Raw genomic sequence first — 17,600 nt, 5'->3', positions numbered from 1 at the left:
CGCCGTTGCCGGGGGTAGCTCCTCCCGGCGGCGTGCCGCGTCCCGCAGCTCGCGGTCGATCCGGCGCTCCCGCGCGAGCCCCAGGACCGCGGGCAGCAGGACGAGGGCGAAAAGTGCGGCTATGGACAGGTAGTTCAGGAATGTGTTCATGGCTCTACTGTCGTCCGTGCGACGGAATTCCGGCAGTGGCAGGACTGTCACACACCATCGAATTGCTGCCACACTGACGTCATGCTGAAGAATGTCGCCGCCCTGCTGCTCGACGAGGTCAACCCTTTCGAACTCGGCGTCCTGTGCGAGGTGTTCGGACTCGACCGCTCCGACGAGGGGCTCCCCGTCAACGACTTCGCCGTCGTGTCGGCCGAAGGCCCGGTGCTCCGGACGCACGCCGGGTTCTCCATCAGCACCCCCTACGGGATCGACCGCCTGGAGGAGGCCGACCTCATCGCCGTACCCGCGGGGAGCCACTTCATCGACCGGACGTACCCCGAGGAGGTCCTGGACGCCCTGCGCCGGGCCGTGGAGCGCGGCGCGCGGGTCCTGAGCGTCTGTTCCGGCGCCTTCGTCCTCGGTGCTGCCGGGCTGCTGGACGGCCGCCGCTGCACCACCCACTGGCGGCACGCCGACGAGCTCGCCCGCCGCTTCCCGAAGGCCCATGTGGAGCCGGACGTGCTCTACGTGGACGAGGGGCCGATCATCACGTCGGCGGGTACGGCCGCCGGGATCGACGCCGCCCTGCACCTGGTCCGCCAGGCGCACGGCCCCGACGTCGCGAACGCCATCGCCCGCCGCATGGTGGTCCCTCCGCACCGGGACGGAGGCCAGGCGCAGTACATCAAGCGTCCGCTGCCCCGCACCCGGTGCGACACGGTCGGCGAGACCCTCGCCTGGATGGAGCGCCATCTCGACCAGGAGATGACCGTCGAACAGCTGGCCGCCCAGACCCACATGTCGCCCCGGACCTTCGCCCGCCGGTTCCAGCAGGAAACCGGCACGACCCCTTACCGCTGGCTGCTCCGGCAGCGAGTGCTGCTGGCGCAGCACCTGCTGGAGACCTCGGACGAGACCATGGACACGATCGCGGGAAGGACCGGCTTCGGGAACGCGGCGGCGCTGCGTCATCAGTTCGTGCGTTCACTGGGCACGACTCCGAACGCGTACCGCCGCACCTTCCGGGGGCCGGCCGGCATGACCGAGGCGGCCTGACCGGGCGGCCCCCGGAGTTCCGTCAGATGCCGCAGCCGGAGGCCGACCAGAAGTGGCTCGGCCCCTGGTTCACATGGATGTGGTCGCTGTGGCCGGCGTAACCCGGGCCGAGGATCCCGTTGAAGCCGTGGTTGCGGGCCTGCTGGGCGATGGTGCACAGCGAGTGCGGTCCGGCACCCAGGTCGACGGCGTCGCCGTACAGATGGCGGCTGTTCGTGGCTCCGCCGACCGCCGAGTTGCAGGAGGTGGACCGGAAGCCGCTGGTGACACGGAGGGACTGGTCACCCAGGGCGTGCCGCAGGGCCTCCAGCTTCCACATGCTGCTCAGGGCATTGGCCTTGGCCGTGCCCGCGGCCACCGCTCCGCCCGCCCAGGTGCTGTTGCACTTGTTGAGCTCGGGGTAGGTGAAGTGGATCGGAGTGCAGTCGTCGTCCTGCAGCGCGTAGAGCTTGGACTGCGTGGCCGCTCCGGCGACTCCGTCGGCGGCGAGGCCGTACGCGGACTGGAAACGCTTGACCGCTGCCGTGGTGGCGGGGCCGTACGAGCCGTCGATGGCCAGCACGGAGTTGTATCCCGGATAGCCGGCCACCCGGATCTGGAGCTGGGTGACGTCGGCACCGGTGGCGCCGGCCGACAGTGTGCGGCTCCAGGTGTAGCAGCCGTCGGCCTGCGCCGTCCCTGCGGTGACGACGGCACCGCCGATGGCGAAAGCCATGGTCATGACAAGGCCGAGCAGCAATCGTGCGGTACGTCTGAGCATGGGGATCTCCCTGCACGGTGAGGCATAGAGGTGAGGCGTGGGGACGAGCCTGGCGGACGGGTCGACGCGCGTCAACTACGCCCCGGAGAACGCTCGTCGACGAAGCCTCCTCGTCGCTCCCGCACCACCGCGCAACAAGCCGGGCACAGGAAGGGGCCCCGCCGGCGGCGGGGCCCCTCTCCGTACGGAGATCAGTCGTTCGGGACGACCTCGTAGCGCGCGGTGCCCTCGGCCATCTGCTTGAGCGCGTCCTTGCGGTCCCGCTTCGAGAGCCGGTCGATGTACAGGTAGCCGTAGAGGTGGTCGGTCTCGTGCTGGAGGCAGCGCGCGAAGTAGCCGCTGCCCCGCACCTTCACCGCGTTCCCCTGGGCGTCCTGGCCACGCACGACCGCGTAGTCGGGACGCGCGAGCGAGGCGTACGCCGTGGGCACGGAGAGGCAGCCCTCGTTGGAGTCGTCGAGGTTGCGCTGCTCCGGAGCGAGATCGTCCAGCACCGGGTTGCAGATCGCGCCGACGTGCCGGACCCCGTCGTCGTCCGGGCAGTCGTAGACGAAGACCTTGCGGTCCACACCGATCTGGTTGGCGGCCAGGCCCACGCCCTCCGCGGTCCGCTGGCTGGCGAACATGTCGTCGATCAGCTGCGCGAGCCCGTCGTCGAACTCCGTGACGTCCCTGCACTCCTTGTGCAGGACCGGGTTGCCGACCACCGTGATCGGGCGGGACGTGCCGCGCTCCCGGTGCGCCGCCTCGCGCGCCTCGCAGTCCTCGGTGTCCACGAGGAATCCCTCGTCGTCCACACCGGTCTGCTCGTCCGTCTCCTGCTGCGACATGTCCGCCGTACGCCTTCCTGCAAGCCTGAACCCGTGAGTACCCGCACCGGAATCGGTGCCCGTACAGCCTACGGGCACCGCTCAGCAGACTTCTTCCAGATCCCGCCACTCGCGGCTGTCCGGGCTGTCGGCCACCCAGCCGTCCAGCAGACCGCGCACCAGCCCGGCGGGGGCCGCTATGCCGCACTCACGCTCCGGTACCCACAGGTCACCGGCGGTGCGGTGGCCCAGGGGCCCGGGGTGGCCCGGCTCGCTGTGGTCGTGCGGGTCCAGGTGCTCGCCGTCACCCTCGTCGCTCTCCATCCGGCTCTCCGAACAGGCGCGGCACAGCAGCCGCACGGAGGACGACCAGTCCTCGGCGGCGAATCCGGCATCGGAGGCCAGCTGCTCCAGCGCGTCCCGGTCGGTCTCGGTCGCGGCCTCCAGGAGCACCACCCACGTGGGGACGGGAGAGGGCGCCCACAGCTCGATCTCGTCGAAGACCGGGTACGACGGCCCGGCAGCCGTGACCCGCTCGCCGTTCGGCACCCCGTCGTGAAGGACGACCTCGCCCCAGCGCCGCCCCGAGGACGGCAGTGGGATCGACAGCACCTCCATCCGTGCCGGATCCAGCCTGCGGCCCCAGACGACCTCGGCCTCGCCCTCGGGCGAGAGCCGCACGGCCGCGCTGCCCAGCTCCATGCCCGTGGGCTCGCTGTTGGCCGCCGCGTTGTGCTGGCCGGTACCCGGCACCCTCAGCCCGTAGGCCTGCCAGGCCCGGCGCGCCAGTGGCCAGTCCTGCAGTGCGGTGGCGGCGATCCCGACGTTCCACCAGTCCGGAGCTCCGGACCCCCGGTCGAGCAGGGCGACGGCGCGCAGGCCCGCGGCCCTCGCCTGTTCCCAGTCGTGCCGGAATTTGTGCAGCAGCGCGAGATTGAACCAGGACTCGGAGAGCCAGGGCTCCAGGTCCGCCGCGCGTGTCAGCAGCGCCCCCGCGTCCTCGTACCGGCCGTCGCCGATCAGCGTGAACGCGCGGTCCGTGGCCTGCCGCCAAGAGGCGGACGGCCGATGCCGTACCTTCCCGAAGATCCTCACGATTCCCGCCTGTCCCGACTGGACACCCTCGTTTTCCGCTCTCCTTCGCATCCAACCATGCCCGGCCGGACGCTCGCTCATTACCCATGGGTTACCCAGCCCCGACCGGGGTCAGACCGCCCCGCGCCAGGACTCTGGCCAGTGCCTCCACCACCTGTGGCTGGTAGTCGCGGCCGGTGCCGAGCCTGAGCTGCTCCAGAGCCCCCAGGGGCCCCTTGACGCCTTCCCCGCACAGGTCGTCGTACGCGTTGACCGTACGGACGATCCTGGCGGCGGTCTGCTGTTCCCTGTACGGATCCGCCTGCTGCTCCACCACCACGGCGACCGCTGGATCCACACCGGTCTGGCGGACCACCGCCCCTCCGAGCAGGGCGATCCGGCGCTGCTCGGCCGCCGGGAGTACGACGGTCGCCCCGTCGGCCACCGGGTCGACCAGGGAGAGCTGGCCGATGTCGTGCATCAGCGCCGCGTACTCGAGCACGGTCAGCTCGGGGCCGGCGAGCCCCAGCTCCCGCCCGACGGCCGTCGACAGTTCGGCCACCCTGCGGGCGTGCCCGTGCGGGGTGTAGCCCGCGATCTCCGTGGACCGGGCCAGCGACGCGATGGTCTGCCGGTACGTCGTGCGGACGGCGGCGTACCGGCGGAACGACACCTGGGTGAGCAGCAGCGGGACGCACAGGACGGGCAGGGCCCACAGCCCCGCGACAGCGACCCCCAGCGCCATCACGGCTCCGGTCGCGCCGACAGCCGAGCCGATGCCGCTGAGCGTGCGGAGCTCGTCGCGGAGCTGCGGCCCGTACGGACGGGACGTCCCTGCCGTCACGGCCGCGAGTACGGCGTCGCAGAGAGCGGTGAGAACCAGCAGCACCAGCAGGAAGAGCGCGAAATACGGCCCCTCGCCGAACCAGCGTTCCGACCGGCCCGAATGGTGCAGCGGCTGGAAGCACAGGGCGGCGAAGGCCACGGCCAGCACGCGGCGGGCCGCCTGGTCGGGCCCGGGGCCGCTGCCGCGCGCCATATGGGGCACGGAGGCGAGCAGCTGCGCGGCGACTACGACGGTGACCACCTGGAGGATCCCGTGCGCCGTGTCCTGTCCGCCGCTGCGTCCCAGCAGTGCGTACGCGAGTGCTCCGGCCGCCCCCAGCGGTGCGGGCTCCCGCTCACCGGGCAGGGCGCCCCAGCGGGCCAGCTCACCGACGGTGACCAGGATTCCGAAGGCGAGGGCATGGCCGGGCTCCACGACGCCGTTCCACAGGGTGTGCCCGAGCGCGACGGCCGCGAGCAGCAGTGCCGCGCCGCGGACCGCGAGGACGGTCGGCGGCGGGTGGGCCCGGGTCACCGTGGCTGTCCCGGCCGGTCCGCGGACCCGGTGGCGGGCGGCCGTGCCCCCGCCCGCTGCCTCGGCAGTCCTGCCGGCTCCTCGTCCGAGGTGACCGTGTTGGCCGCGGCGGACCACCCGTGGCGGTCCAGGGCACGCGCCAGCGCTCGCACCATGCGCGGGTCGAACTGGCTCCCGGCGCAGCGCCGCAGCTCCTCGACGGCCGCGGGGACGGGCCGCCCGCGCCGGTAGGAGCGCGTCGAGGTCATCGCGTCGAAGGCGTCCGCGACGGCGACGACCCGGGCGAACTCGGGAATGCTGTCACCGGCGAGGCCGTAGGGATAACCGCTCCCGTCGAGCCGCTCGTGATGGTGCAGGATCGCGGCGCGCGCCTCGTCGAGGAAGCCGATCCCCCGGACGATCTCGTGGCCGTACTCCGGATGCAGCTCGATGACACGCCGTTCCTCCGGGGTGAGCGGCCCGTCCTTGCGCAGGACCCGCGTCGGGACACCGAGCTTGCCGACGTCGTGCAGGATGCCGGCGAAGCGGAGAGCTTCCATCCGGCTCTCCTCCATACCGAGTTCACGGGCGATCAGCTCGGAGGCACGGCCCACCCGCTCGCTGTGCCCACGGGTGTACCCGTCCTTGATGTCGACCGCCTGGACGAGCGCCCTGATGGTGGCGCGGTGGGCGGCGTGCTGACGGTGGTACTGCGCGAAGACCCAGCAGGAGATGTACATCGGCAGCAGGACGACCAGCGCGGACAACGGCCCGTAGGAGCTGCGCCACAGGACGGCCATCATCAGCCCCGCGAGCGCGTGCACCAGGTGCGGTCCCACGGAACGGGCCGGCAGCCCGCGCCAGGCGTGCCTGACGGCCACGCGCTCGGCCGTGACGAGGATCCCGCCGTCCAGCGCGGCCAGCACGAGGCTGAAGACGAGCGCTGTCGCGCAGGCCGGCAGGAGAGCGTAGGGAAGGTCGGGCACGGCGCCTCCCGAGGCGCCGCCGAGCGTGGCGGGGCCGTCCAGGAGCCCGTAGATCCATGAGGCCGCCCCCACGGTCAGGGCGAGCTGGGCGGCCCGCCAGACACGACGGGCCGCGGCGGGCGGCCGGTCCACACGGCCCGCGAGTGCCCCGGGCACGGCGACGAGAACGGCCGCGGACGGCGGCAGCAGGAAAGCCGCCGCGAGCAGCAGGGGAAAGAACGATCCGGCACCGATCGGCACGGAGCTGCCGAGGACGCGGCAGCGGCCGGGGAGTTCACAGGCCAGGTAGAGCGCGGCCAGCAGGCCGAGTGTGCCCCAGGGGGTGGAGGCCCCGGGGGACAGTGCGGGAAGGGCGCAGACCGCGGCGCAGACGGCCGCGCACAGGATGTGGACGCGCGCCGCCCCCGGTGTGCCCCTCACCTGTACCGCCCGCCCCCAGCCTGGTCGATGGAGGCGCCAGGCTAGCGAGTTGGGGGTTGATCAGGGCCCGAACGAGCCGGATTAGCACATTCGGGTGACACGACCGGGGTTCGGTGCTCAGCGCATGCGGTGGAGGGTTGTCACTCGGCGGCGGCGGCCGGACGGTCGGCGCCGCCCATGGCCACGTCCTGCCCGGGCACGGCCTGCCCCGAACGGATCAGGTCGATCCGCCCCATCACCTTCGAGCGCAGGTCGGCCGGGACGTCGTCCTGTCCGCAGCAACGCTTGACCAGCTTCTTCACGGCCTGCTCCAGGCCGTACTTCTCCAGGCACGGAGAGCACTCCTCGAAATGCACCTCGAACTTGGTGCAGTCGCCCTCGGGCATCTCATGGTCGAGAAACTCGTAGAGATGATCGAGAACCTCTGAGCAATCCGTCTCGTGCGGCTCTCCGCAGCTCATGAGGCCGAGCCTTTCGTGTCGTCCGACTCACCGGCTCCGGCCGGGACGAGCCCGCGCTCACGCGCGTAGTCCTCCAGCATGCCGCGCAGCTGACGGCGTCCCCGGTGCAGCCGGGACATCACCGTACCGATGGGTGTCCCCATGATGTCCGCGATCTCCTTGTAGGCAAAGCCCTCTACATCGGCGAGATACACGGCGATGCGGAACTCCTCGGGGATCGACTGCAGCGCCGACTTCACATCGGAGTCCGGCAGGTGGTCGAGTGCCTGGGACTCCGCCGAGCGCAGACCGGTCGACATGTGCGACTCCGCACGCGCCAGCTGCCAGTCCTCGATCTCCTCGGCGGCGCTCCGCTGGGGTTCGCGCTGCTTCTTGCGGTACGAGTTGATGAAGGTGTTCGTGAGAATGCGGTACATCCAGGCCTTGAGGTTCGTGCCCTCACGGAACTGGTGGAAGGACCCGTACGCCTTCGCGTACGTCTCCTGGACCAGGTCCTCGGCATCCGCGGGATTGCGCGTCATGCGCAGGGCGGCCGAGTACATCTGGTCCAGATATCCGAGGGCGTCCCGCTCGAAGCGGGCGTTGCGCTCGGCAGTCGTCTCCTGCGCACGGCCGTCGTCGGTCCCTGTGTCGGTCCCAGTGACCGGACCCACCTCCTCCAACGATGTGGCGGAGCCGAAACCGGACCCGCTCGCATCGGAGAATAGTCGACCTTGCTTCCGCGCGGGCTGTCGATCGGTTCCGCCCGGGGCGCGCGCCGGAGTGCTCTTGGCCGCGTGAAGCACCGTCCACTCCAGCTCTGCGGCGTTCGAGCGGCTCGGGCAGATGGTCGAACCCATGCGACGGACTCCCTCTCCACGTACGACGTTGCTGTACCGACACCAGCCACAACAGCCGCTCAGCACGGCGCATTCCCGGGGCCCGCGCGCGGGGAGTGTGAGCGGGTCCACGTCTTCAGGCGAGCCCGTCCAGCCAGTCGGCCACCGCTCCGGTGAGGACGTCCATCGCCTGGTCCTGGGTCAGCGGCGCCTTCTTCGGTACGGCGAAGCCATGATCCGCGTACGGCACCTCGACGAGCCCGTGCCCACCCGGAGGGAACTCCTCCGGCCGCCCGAACGGATCCCGGCCGCCCTGCACCACGAGGGTGGGCACGCCCGCGCCGAGCAGCTCGTCCGCGCGGGACTTCTCCGGCTTGCCCGGGGGGTGCAGCGGGAAGCTGAGGGCGAGCACCGCGCGGGCGCCGAGTTCCGCCGCCGTGCGGCAGGCCACCCGGGCCCCCGCGCTGCGGCCCCCCGCGACGACCGCAAGCCCCGGAGCCGTCAGCGCCGGCCACAGTCCCCGCCAGCCGGTGTCCAGCGTCCGGGGCGCCGGAGCCAGCTTCTTCCCGGCCACCCGCCACGGCTGCTCCACCAGGGCCACGGTCACCCGATGGCCCGGCAGCACGGCGGCCAGGGCCTGGAGGTCACGGGCCTCGATGCCGCCGCCGGCGCCATGGCTGACGGCAAGCACCAGCCGGGCCCCCTTCGCGGGGAGCCAGGTGATCCTGGCCTCTCCGGCGTCGGTGCCGACGTTCTCCGTCTTCCGCGTTGTCCCTGTCGTACGGCTCACAGCACCATCCTGCCGGGTCAGAAGAGCGTGCCCACCTCCGGCGCGGCGAGCTCCTCCAGGAGTTCCGGGCCGTTGTTGCGCACGTTGCTGACGGCGGTGGCCACCGGATAGGCCCGCATCAGCCCGCCGGGCGGCGGCTCCAGCAGCGCCTTCAGCTCCTCGACGTCGGTGCGCGAGGGGTCGAGCCAGTCGTCCCAGCGGTCCGGGGTCAGCATCAGCGGCATCCGGGGGTGGATGTCGGAGAGCGAGGCGGGCCCCTCGGCGGGTGCCACTGCCAGGGGGGCCGTCTCCGCCTCGGTGGTGATCACCGAGCAGGTCACCCACCAGGCCTGCGGGTGGTCGTCGGGGAGTGTCCGGTCGCGCCAGAACTCGTACAGGCCGGCCATCGCGAAGACGGAGCCGTCCGCAGGCGTCACGAAGTACGGCTGCTTACGGGGCCGCTTCTTCTTCACCTTCTCCTCCAGCTGCCGCTCGTCGGCCCCCGTGACCCACTCGTAGTAGCCGTCAGCGGGCAGGATGCAGCGCCTCGACACGAAGGGGCGACGGAAGGACGGCTTCTCGTGGACCGTCTCCGCTCGGGCGTTGATCATTCGGGCGCCGCCCTCCGGCGACTTCGACCAGGACGGCACGAGCCCCCACTTCAGGGCGCGCAACTGGCGAACCGGACGCTGATCGTCTGCGTCCTTCACAGGACGGTCCAGAACCGCGTAGACCTCCTTGGTCGGCGCGACGTTCCAGTCGGGCTCCAAGGTCTCCGTGGGTTCCCACTTCTCCACACCGAAGAGTCCGGTCAGATCTTCTGGCCGCCGACTCGCTGCATACCGTCCGCACATAAGTGCCAGACTGCCACGACCCGCCAGTCGAGTGGATGCCGATCCCTCAAGCACCTCAAGGAGCCGCCCGCACCATGGACAGCACCGACCTGGGCGATCTGTGGGATCGCGTCTTCGGAACCCAGCCCGCTCCCGAGCAGTGGCTGGTGGTGGTCACGGCCACGGTCGCGCTGGTCGCCGTCGTGCCGAACCTCATATGGCGGCTCTCCCGCAACGCGATCACCATCGCCCATGAGGGAGGGCACGGACTGGTCGCCCTGCTCACCGGACGCCAGCTCTCCGGTATCCGGCTGCACTCGGACACCAGCGGCCTCACCGTCAGCCGCGGCAAGCCCACCGGCATCGGCATGATCCTCACCGCGGCGTCCGGCTACACGGCGCCGCCGCTGCTCGGACTGGGCGGCGCCTGGCTGCTGACCAACGGCCGGATCACGCTGCTCCTGTGGCTGGCGACGGCACTCCTGGCAGTGATGCTGGTGATGATCCGCAACCTGTACGGGGCGCTGACGGTCATCCTCACGGGTACGGCCTTCCTGCTGGTGTCCTGGCTGACCTCGGCCGACGTCCAGTCGGCGTTCGCGTACACCGTGGTCTGGTTCCTGCTGCTCGGCGGCGTGCGCCCGGCGTTCGAGCTGCAGTCCAAGCGCAGGTACGGCGGCGCCCCCGACTCCGACGCCGACCAGCTCGCCCGGCTGACGCACGCGCCGGCCGCGATCTGGCTCTTCCTGTTCCACGCGGTGTCGCTCTCCTCGCTGATCGGCGGCGGGCGCTGGCTCCTCGGACTGTGAGGGCGCGTGATCGGGCGTGGGCGGCGGTCCGCCCGTACCACCCTTGTATTACGCCCCGGTTTCGGCCCTTTTGTTCAGGATCTGGGATTGCGGTGAGCCACTAAAGTGAGGGGCATGACCGAAAGTTCCGTGCACCCCGCCCTCTGGCCTGCCCCTCGAGCGACCGGGGCCGTCGACGCGACCGTCACCGTGCCCGGATCGAAGTCGGTCACCAATCGCGCCCTCGTCCTCGCCTCGCTGTCCTCCGAGCCGGGCTGGCTGCGCCGTCCGCTGCGCTCCCGCGACACCCTCCTGATGGCCCAGGCGCTCCGCGCGATGGGCGTCGGCATCGAGGAGGGCGTGGGCCCGGACGGCTCGGGCGAGGCCTGGCGGGTCATCCCCGCCGGTCTGCACGGTCCGGCCAGGGTGGACGTCGGCAACGCGGGAACGGTGATGCGCTTCCTGCCGCCCGTGGCCTGTCTCGCGGACGGCCCCGTCCACTTCGACGGTGACCCGCGGTCCTACGAGCGGCCCCTGCACGGCGTGATCGACGCGCTGAAGTCCCTGGGCGCCCGGATCGACGACGACGGCCGGGGAACACTGCCGCTGACCGTGCACGGCGCGGGCGCGCTGGACGGCGGCCCGGTGGCCATCGACGCCTCCTCGTCCTCCCAGTTCGTCTCCGCCCTGCTGCTCTCCGCGCCCCGGTTCAACCAGGGTGTGGAAGTGCGCCACACCGGCTCGGCCCTGCCCTCGATGCCGCACATCCGGATGACCGTCGACATGCTGCGCTCGGTCGGCGCCCAGGTGGACGAGCCGGAGTCGGGCGGCGAGCCCGATGTCTGGCGGGTCTCCCCCTCCGCTCTGCTGGGCCGCGATCTGACCGTCGAGCCCGACCTCTCCAACGCTCAGCCGTTCCTGGCCGCCGCGCTGGTGACCGGGGGCCGGGTCACCGTCCCCGACTGGCCGCTGCGGACCACCCAGCCGGGTGACGCGCTGCGCGAGATCTTCACCGCAATGGGTGGCGCATGCGAGCTGACCGAGCGCGGTCTCACCTTCACGGGCTCGGGTTCGGTCCACGGCATCGACGTCGACCTGAGCGAGGTCGGTGAGCTGACGCCGGGCATCGCGGCCCTCGCCGCCCTCGCGGACTCCCCGTCCACCCTGAGCGGTGTCGCCCACCTGCGACTGCACGAGACGGACCGGCTCGCTGCGCTCACCAAGGAGATCAACGGTCTCGGCGGCGACGTCACGGAGACCGCCGACGGCCTGCGGATCAGGCCCCGTCCGCTGCACGGCGGCATCTTCCACACCTACGACGACCACCGGATGGCCACCGCGGGCGCGATCATCGGCCTCGCCGTGGCCGGGGTGGAGATCGAGAACGTCGGTACGACGGCCAAGACCCTGCCGGACTTCCCGGACATGTGGACCGGCATGCTCGGGGAACCCTCCGGTGCCGTCGGCGTCTCGCCCGGAGCGCTCGGGGCCTCCGCGGGAAGCCACGGGGTCTGAGGGCATGCGCCGCTACGGGAAGAACCCTGACGAGGACGACATCCGCGTCCGCCCCAACCCCAAGGGCAACCGGCCCCGTACTCACACACGCCCCAAGCACGAGGACGCCCAGGACGGCATGGTCCTCACCGTCGACCGGGGCAGGCTCACCTGCCTGGTCGACGACCGCACGGTGACGGCCATGAAGGCCCGTGAACTGGGCCGCAAGGCCGCCGTGGTGGGCGACCGGGTCTCCATCGTCGGTGACCTCTCCGGCGACAAGGACACCCTGGCCCGGATCGTGCGGATCGGCGCGCGCACGTCGGTGCTCCGCCGCACGGCGGACGACGACGACCCCTTCGAGCGGGTGGTCGTCGCCAACGCCGACCAGTTGGCCATCGTCACCGCGCTCGCCGATCCCGAACCGCGCCCTCGCATGATCGACCGCTGCCTGGTGGCGGCGTACGACGGCGGGCTCACCCCGCTCCTGGTGCTGACCAAGTCGGATCTCGCCTCGGCGGACAAGCTCCTGGAGGCGTACACCCCGCTGGGTGTCCCCTACATCGTGACCAGCCGTGAGGAGCTGGAGAACGGGGACGCCGCCGACCAGGTGCGGGAGCTGCTGAACGACCGGGTGACCGCCTTCGTCGGCCACTCCGGGGTCGGCAAGACGACGCTGGTCAACGCTCTGGTGCCGAAGGACCGGCGGCGGACGACCGGGGTGGTCAACGCCGTCACGGGGCGTGGCAGGCACACCACCACGTCGGCTCTCGCGCTGCCGCTGCCGGACGGCCGCGGCTGGGTGGTCGACACCCCGGGCGTACGGTCGTTCGGACTGCACCACGTCGACCCCTCGCGGGTCATCAACGCCTTTCCCGATCTTCAGCCGGGCACGGAGAACTGCCCGCGCGGCTGCACCCATGACGGGCAGGAGCCGGAGTGCGCGCTGGACGCGTGGGTCACGGAGGGGCACGCCGATCCGGCACGGCTCGACTCGCTGCGAAGGCTGCTCGCGACCCGGGAGCGGCGCGAGGGCGACTGAGTCACGGCGCGGCGCGGCGGCGGACGCCGGGCTGTCCCGACTCGCGCACGTTTGCGGGCTCCCACGGCTGGTAAGGGCATAATCGCGCAAGCGAGACGAAGCGTCACCTACGTGGGAGGCACCTGACGATGGCGTGGTTGCTGGTCGTGGTCGCTGGACTGCTCGAGACCGGCTTCGCCGTGTGTCTGAAGCTCTCGCACGGATTCACCCGGCTCTGGCCGACTGTCGCCTTCTGTGCGTTCGCCCTCGGCAGCTTCGGTCTGCTCACTCTGGCCCTCAAGAAACTCGACGTCGGTCCGGCCTACGCGGTGTGGACCGGCATCGGAGCGGCGGGGACGGCGATCTACGGGATGGTCTTCCTCGACGACGTGGTCTCCACGCTCAAGCTGGTGTCGATCTCGCTGGTGATCGTCGGCGTGATCGGTCTGCAGCTGTCCGGTTCGGCGCAGTGAGCTCCGGGGCCGGCACGGAGTCCGCCGGCACCAGCGTGTAGGAGAGCGCGAGCCGGAGCGCGATCTCGCAGGCCAGTTCGAGCTGCGCGGGGTCGCGCGGCTCAGGGCCTCCCTCCAGCGCGGCCACGGCCCGGTCCCTGACGAGGGTGAGCAGCTCCGTGGGCGTGGGCAGTGCCGCATCGGTCCGCCGCCCGGTGGGAGGGTCTCCCGGTCCGGGTAGGTGGTCTCCCCAGACCCCCGTGAGCAGCGCCTTGACCAGGACGTCCGCGCGGGCCGCCCGGACCGTCCAGCGAGCGAGCTCCGCCGGCCCCTCCCCCCTGGTCCGGTGGTCGCCGAGCGTCTGTTCCACCCCGGCCAGATAGCCGTCGGCCGCGCGCCGGATCAGCGCGCGGGCCAGACCGCCCTTGCTGCCGAACTCGTTGTAGAGGGTCTGCCGGGAGACCCCTGCCCCGGCCGCCACGTCGACCATGCGCACGGCCGTCCAGGGCAGCGTGGAGAACGCCGAGTGTGCGGAGTCCAGCAGTGCTTCTCGCGCCGATGGCATCGTCGCCTCCCACGCCGGGGACCTGCGCATCAGAGTTGACGCGCTCAGGGGCACTGTCAAGGGTCCGCGCACCGCCGGGACCGCCCGGTGGGGCGGCAGCCCCACCGGGGCCGTGTAGCCCGGGCGGGTGGCTGTGGATACTGTGACGGCATGCCCGATTACCACGATGATCTGCGCTTGGCCCACGTTCTGGCGGACGCCGCCGACGCGGCGACGATGGACCGGTTCAAGGCTCTGGACCTCAAGGTCGAGACCAAGCCGGACATGACCCCGGTGAGCGAGGCCGACAAACACGCGGAGGAGCTGATCCGCGGGCACCTGCACCGGGCGCGCCCGCGCGACGCGATCCTGGGCGAGGAGTACGGGATCGAGGGCACCGGTCCACGGCGCTGGGTCATCGACCCGATCGACGGCACCAAGAACTACGTACGGGGCGTCCCCGTCTGGGCGACGCTGATCTCCTTGATGGAGGCGGGCGAGAACGGCTTCCAGCCGGTGGTCGGCGTGGTGTCGGCCCCCGCGCTGAACCGCCGCTGGTGGGCGGCCAAGGGCGCCGGCGCCTTCTCCGGCCGCAGCCTGACGTCCGCGACGCGGCTGCACGTGTCGAAGGTCGAGCGGATCGCGGACTCCTCGTTCGCGTACGCCTCGATGACCGGCTGGGAGGAGCAGGGCCGGCTCGACGGCTTCATGGATCTGACGCGTGCCTGCTGGCGGACCCGCGGGTACGGGGACTTCTGGCCGTACATGATGGTCGCCGAGGGCTCGGTGGACATCTGTGCGGAGCCGGAGCTCTCCCTGTGGGACATGGCGGCGAACGCGATCATCGTCCAGGAGGCCGGAGGGCAGTTCACCAGCCTGGACGGGGTCTCCGGCCCGGGCGGTGGCAACGCGGCGGCGTCCAACGGGCTGCTGCACCACGAGTTGCTCGGCTATCTCAACCAGCGCTACTAGGGCCTCCCGTTCGGATCTTGCCGGACTCGCGTGCCCTGGTGCCTGATCCGGCCTGATCCAAGCGAAAGACCCCAGGGCCTTCGGGACGAGAGGCCCCAGGCGTCGGCGCACGCCCCCTTGTCCAGTCCCCTCCTGGGTGCGACTCTGAGAGTCCCCCCACTTGTGAACTTGTGAATTGCCTCACGAAGGCCGCTTCGCAGGTCACTTCTCGAAGGAGGCGGCTCCGCACATGCTTGTCCGCGACGCCATGAGCACCCTGGTCCTCACCATCGGCCCGGCCCATACGCTCCGCCAGGCGGCCCGGCTGATGTCGGCCCGACGTATCGGAGCGGCCGTCGTCCACGACCCGGACACCTGCGGTCTCGGCATCCTCACCGAGCGCGACATCCTCGACGCGGTCGGCGCCGGGCTGAATCCCGATGTCGAGACCGCCTCCACCCACACGACCACCGACGTGGTCTTCGCCGCTCCCTCCTGGACCCTCGCGGAGGCCGCGGAGGCCATGACGCACGGCGGCTTCCGGCATCTGATCGTGCTGGACGGCGACGGCCCGGTAGGGATCGTCTCCGTGCGCGACATCATCAGGTGCTGGGCGCCGGCCAGGAGGCACGCCGCCGGCCTGACCCTCTGACCCCGGCCCGCCCGGGGTGGCGGGCACCTCCGGCCCCGCGAACGACCGCGGGCCGGACCCCCGGACAACCCGGGGAATCCGGCCCACCGCCGACGACAAGGGCTACTGGCCGCGCAGGGCCTGGACCGCGACCTCCAGCCGCTTGCCGAAGTCTCCGTCGGCTTGACGGAAGTTGCTGACCGCGCGCTCGGCGATGTCGTCGCGCGAGACCTTGGAGATGAAGCCGGCGAGGTTGTCGATCAGCCGGGCCTTCTCGTCCTCGGACAGCAGTCGGTAGAGGTTGCCGGCCTGCACGAAGTCGTTGTCCTCGGCGTGGAGCGGCGCCTCGTGGTTGCCCGTACCGCCCGTGACGGGTACGGGCTCCCAGAGCGGCCGGTCCGTCTGGGCCGGGCCGCCGAAGCTGTTCGGCTCGTAGTTCTTCGTACCCTTGTGACGGCCGTCGTAGAGGTAGCCGTCACGGCTGTTGGTACGCGCCTCCGTGGCGTGCGGGCGGTTCACCGGCAGGTGGTCGGCGTTGATGCCGACGCGGTAGCGGTGGGCGTCGCCGTACGCGAAGAGACGGCCCTGGAGCATCTTGTCCGGGGACGGGCCGATGCCCGGCACGAAGTGCGCCGGGCTGAAGATCGACTGCTCGACCTCGGCGAAGACGTTCTCCGGGTTGCGGTTGAGCTCCAGCTTGCCGATCTCGATCGGCGGGTAGTCCTCGTGCGGCCACACCTTGGTGAGGTCGAACGGGTTGAAGCGGTACTCCGCCGCCTCGGCCGCCGGCATGATCTGCACCTGCACGGTCCAGCTCGGGAACTCGCCCCGCTCGATGGACTCGCGCAGGTCGCGCTGGTGGCTGTCCGGGTCGACACCGGAGAGGCGGACGGCCTCCTCGGTGGTGAGGTTCTTGATGCCCTGGTCGGTCTTGAAGTGGTACTTGACCCAGAAGACCTCACCGGCCTCGTTGTTCCACTGGAACGTGTGCGAGCCGTAGCCGTTCATGTGACGGTACGAGGCCGGGATGCCCCGGTCACCGAAGAGCCAGGTCACCTGGTGCGTGGACTCGGGAGACAGACCCCAGAAGTCCCAGACGTTGTCCGCCTCCTGCGAGCCGGTGTACGGGTCGCGCTTCTGGGTGTGGATGAAGTCGGGGAACTTGATGGCGTCCCTGATGAAGAACACCGGGGTGTTGTTGCCGACGAGGTCGTAGTTGCCCTCTTCGGTGTAGAACTTCAGCGCCCACCCGCGGGGATCCCTGGCCGCGTCGGCGGAGCCGAGGTTGCCCGCGACGGTGGAGAAGCGCAGGAAGGTCTCGGTCTGCTTGCCGACCTCCGAGAGGAACTTCGCCCGGGTCCACCGCGACACGTCCCGGGTCAGCGTGAAGGTGCCGTACGCACCGGCCCCGCGGGCGTGCACGACGCGCTCCGGGATGCGCTCGCGGTTGAAGTGGGCCAGCTTCTCGAGAAGCGCCTGGTCCTGGACGAGAACCGGTCCACCCGGGCCAGCGGTCTCGCTGTTCTGATTGTCGGCTACCGGAGCGCCGGCCTCCGTGGTGAGCGGTCCCTGAGTCACGCGCGCCTCCTGCGTCATTCCTGCGCAGCGTCGTTCCCTGCGCAGCCTGTTCTCGGCCGCAGCCTGTCCTTGGCCAATACGTCACCGATCCTACAATGGACTTTGTCCAAGTCAAGCAGCCTTCTAAAGTCACACCCATTCGGGACTTCGCCTTCCCACTGTTAGGCTGGGCCTCATGAGTGACCTCCTGGAACGACTTCGTGGACGCGGCTGGCGCATGACGGCACAGCGGCGCGTGGTGGCCGAGGTTCTCGAGGGGGACCATGTGCACCTGACGGCGGACGAGGTCCACGCGAGGGCCGTCGAGCGACTGCCCGAGATCTCCCGCGCCACCGTGTACAACACGCTGGGCGAGATGGTGTCCCTCGGCGAGGTCATCGAGGTCTCCACCGACCGCCGGGCGAAGCGGTACGACCCGAACGCCCACCGCCCCCACCACCACCTGGTGTGCGGGCGCTGCGGAGCGATCCGGGACGTGCACCCGTCGGGCAATCCGATGGCGGACCTGCCGGACGACGAGCGCTTCGGCTTCACCGTCTCGGACGTCGAGGTGACGTATCGCGGCATCTGCCCGAACTGCGCCGCCACGGCCTGAGGACACGCGCCACGCCGGGCGGCCGCCGCGGGCGCCGACGGCCTTTGCACGGGCATACGACAGACGCCCGG

Annotated in this window: 19 protein-coding genes; 8 read left to right on the top strand and 11 right to left on the bottom strand. The window is 71.0% G+C overall.

Features of this window, described 5'->3' with window-relative positions:
• Positions 1-231: 231 nt before the first annotated feature.
• Positions 232-1,206: a GlxA family transcriptional regulator gene (locus tag ACFWFI_RS28085; protein ID WP_387395279.1), complete on the top strand. Its 975-nt coding sequence runs from the start codon at positions 232-234 to the stop codon at positions 1,204-1,206.
• A 22-nt stretch (positions 1,207-1,228) separates the two neighbouring features.
• On the opposite strand, the gene ACFWFI_RS28080 is transcribed toward ACFWFI_RS28085, so the two are convergent.
• The 9 genes from ACFWFI_RS28080 to ACFWFI_RS28040 all read right to left on the bottom strand — a co-directional run bounded on the left by ACFWFI_RS28080 (position 1,229) and on the right by ACFWFI_RS28040 (position 9,496).
• Positions 1,229-1,966 (bottom strand): D-Ala-D-Ala carboxypeptidase family metallohydrolase, encoded by a 738-nt coding sequence (locus ACFWFI_RS28080; protein ID WP_387395277.1) that lies wholly within the window; start codon positions 1,964-1,966, stop codon positions 1,229-1,231.
• A gap of 191 nt (positions 1,967-2,157) precedes the next feature.
• Positions 2,158-2,796 carry a peptide deformylase gene (gene def / locus ACFWFI_RS28075; RefSeq protein WP_387395275.1) on the bottom strand — a complete coding sequence of 213 codons (639 nt, stop codon included), beginning with the start codon at positions 2,794-2,796 and terminating at the stop codon, positions 2,158-2,160.
• An 81-nt stretch (positions 2,797-2,877) separates the two neighbouring features.
• Positions 2,878-3,870 (bottom strand): tetratricopeptide repeat protein, encoded by a 993-nt coding sequence (locus ACFWFI_RS28070; protein WP_387395273.1) that lies wholly within the window; start codon positions 3,868-3,870, stop codon positions 2,878-2,880.
• A gap of 91 nt (positions 3,871-3,961) precedes the next feature.
• Positions 3,962-5,209 carry an HD-GYP domain-containing protein gene (locus tag ACFWFI_RS28065; protein ID WP_387395270.1) on the bottom strand — a complete coding sequence of 416 codons (1,248 nt, stop codon included), beginning with the start codon at positions 5,207-5,209 and terminating at the stop codon, positions 3,962-3,964.
• Positions 5,206-6,594, bottom strand: coding sequence for an HD-GYP domain-containing protein (locus ACFWFI_RS28060; protein ID WP_387395268.1), 1,389 nt, complete (start codon positions 6,592-6,594; stop codon positions 5,206-5,208). Before ACFWFI_RS28060 ends, ACFWFI_RS28065 begins: the two co-directional genes overlap by 4 nt.
• Before the next feature lie 140 nt (positions 6,595-6,734).
• Positions 6,735-7,055 carry a mycothiol system anti-sigma-R factor gene (gene rsrA / locus ACFWFI_RS28055; protein WP_387395266.1) on the bottom strand — a complete coding sequence of 107 codons (321 nt, stop codon included), beginning with the start codon at positions 7,053-7,055 and terminating at the stop codon, positions 6,735-6,737.
• Positions 7,052-7,708, bottom strand: a complete 657-nt coding sequence (locus ACFWFI_RS28050) for a sigma-70 family RNA polymerase sigma factor (RefSeq protein ID WP_187281824.1) — start codon at positions 7,706-7,708, stop codon at positions 7,052-7,054. Before ACFWFI_RS28050 ends, rsrA begins: the two co-directional genes overlap by 4 nt.
• Positions 7,709-8,009: 301 nt before the next feature.
• Positions 8,010-8,663 carry an alpha/beta hydrolase family protein gene (locus ACFWFI_RS28045; protein ID WP_387395264.1) on the bottom strand — a complete coding sequence of 218 codons (654 nt, stop codon included), beginning with the start codon at positions 8,661-8,663 and terminating at the stop codon, positions 8,010-8,012.
• Positions 8,664-8,680: 17 nt separating this feature from the next.
• A complete protein-coding gene (locus tag ACFWFI_RS28040) occupies positions 8,681-9,496 on the bottom strand; it encodes an SOS response-associated peptidase (protein WP_387395262.1) in 816 nt (271 codons plus the stop codon).
• 74 nt (positions 9,497-9,570) lie between these two features.
• Here ACFWFI_RS28040 and ACFWFI_RS28035 point away from each other — a divergent pair, with 74 nt between their 5' ends.
• The 4 genes from ACFWFI_RS28035 to ACFWFI_RS28020 all read left to right on the top strand — a co-directional run bounded on the left by ACFWFI_RS28035 (position 9,571) and on the right by ACFWFI_RS28020 (position 13,251).
• A complete protein-coding gene (locus ACFWFI_RS28035) occupies positions 9,571-10,284 on the top strand; it encodes a M50 family metallopeptidase (RefSeq protein WP_387395260.1) in 714 nt (237 codons plus the stop codon).
• A 114-nt stretch (positions 10,285-10,398) separates the two neighbouring features.
• Complete coding sequence (aroA, locus tag ACFWFI_RS28030; RefSeq protein ID WP_387395258.1) at positions 10,399-11,778, top strand: 3-phosphoshikimate 1-carboxyvinyltransferase; 1,380 nt, start codon at positions 10,399-10,401, stop codon at positions 11,776-11,778.
• A gap of 4 nt (positions 11,779-11,782) precedes the next feature.
• Positions 11,783-12,799: a ribosome small subunit-dependent GTPase A gene (rsgA, locus tag ACFWFI_RS28025; protein WP_387395256.1), complete on the top strand. Its 1,017-nt coding sequence runs from the start codon at positions 11,783-11,785 to the stop codon at positions 12,797-12,799.
• A 128-nt stretch (positions 12,800-12,927) separates the two neighbouring features.
• Positions 12,928-13,251 (top strand): DMT family transporter, encoded by a 324-nt coding sequence (locus ACFWFI_RS28020; protein WP_014154170.1) that lies wholly within the window; start codon positions 12,928-12,930, stop codon positions 13,249-13,251.
• Here ACFWFI_RS28020 and ACFWFI_RS28015 read toward each other — a convergent pair.
• On the bottom strand, positions 13,181-13,795 hold the full coding sequence (locus ACFWFI_RS28015) for a TetR/AcrR family transcriptional regulator (protein WP_387395254.1): 615 nt from the start codon (positions 13,793-13,795) through the stop codon (positions 13,181-13,183). The genes ACFWFI_RS28020 and ACFWFI_RS28015 overlap by 71 nt on opposite strands.
• A 150-nt stretch (positions 13,796-13,945) precedes the next feature.
• Between ACFWFI_RS28015 and hisN the strand changes: the two genes are divergently transcribed.
• A complete protein-coding gene (hisN, locus tag ACFWFI_RS28010) occupies positions 13,946-14,746 on the top strand; it encodes a histidinol-phosphatase (RefSeq protein ID WP_387395252.1) in 801 nt (266 codons plus the stop codon).
• Positions 14,747-14,975: 229 nt separating this feature from the next.
• Positions 14,976-15,377 carry a CBS domain-containing protein gene (locus ACFWFI_RS28005; RefSeq protein WP_387395250.1) on the top strand — a complete coding sequence of 134 codons (402 nt, stop codon included), beginning with the start codon at positions 14,976-14,978 and terminating at the stop codon, positions 15,375-15,377.
• 102 nt (positions 15,378-15,479) lie between these two features.
• On the opposite strand, the gene ACFWFI_RS28000 is transcribed toward ACFWFI_RS28005, so the two are convergent.
• Positions 15,480-16,952 (bottom strand): catalase, encoded by a 1,473-nt coding sequence (locus tag ACFWFI_RS28000; protein WP_387395248.1) that lies wholly within the window; start codon positions 16,950-16,952, stop codon positions 15,480-15,482.
• 157 nt (positions 16,953-17,109) lie between these two features.
• Here ACFWFI_RS28000 and ACFWFI_RS27995 point away from each other — a divergent pair, with 157 nt between their 5' ends.
• Positions 17,110-17,529, top strand: a complete 420-nt coding sequence (locus ACFWFI_RS27995; RefSeq protein WP_014154175.1) for a Fur family transcriptional regulator — start codon at positions 17,110-17,112, stop codon at positions 17,527-17,529.
• Positions 17,530-17,600: the final 71 nt, after the last annotated feature.

Source organism: Streptomyces sp. NPDC060209, from assembly GCF_042728155.1.
Classification (GTDB): domain Bacteria; phylum Actinomycetota; class Actinomycetes; order Streptomycetales; family Streptomycetaceae; genus Streptomyces.
Note: the sequence above shows the minus strand (reverse complement) of the source record. Positions and strands in the feature narration are given on the sequence as shown.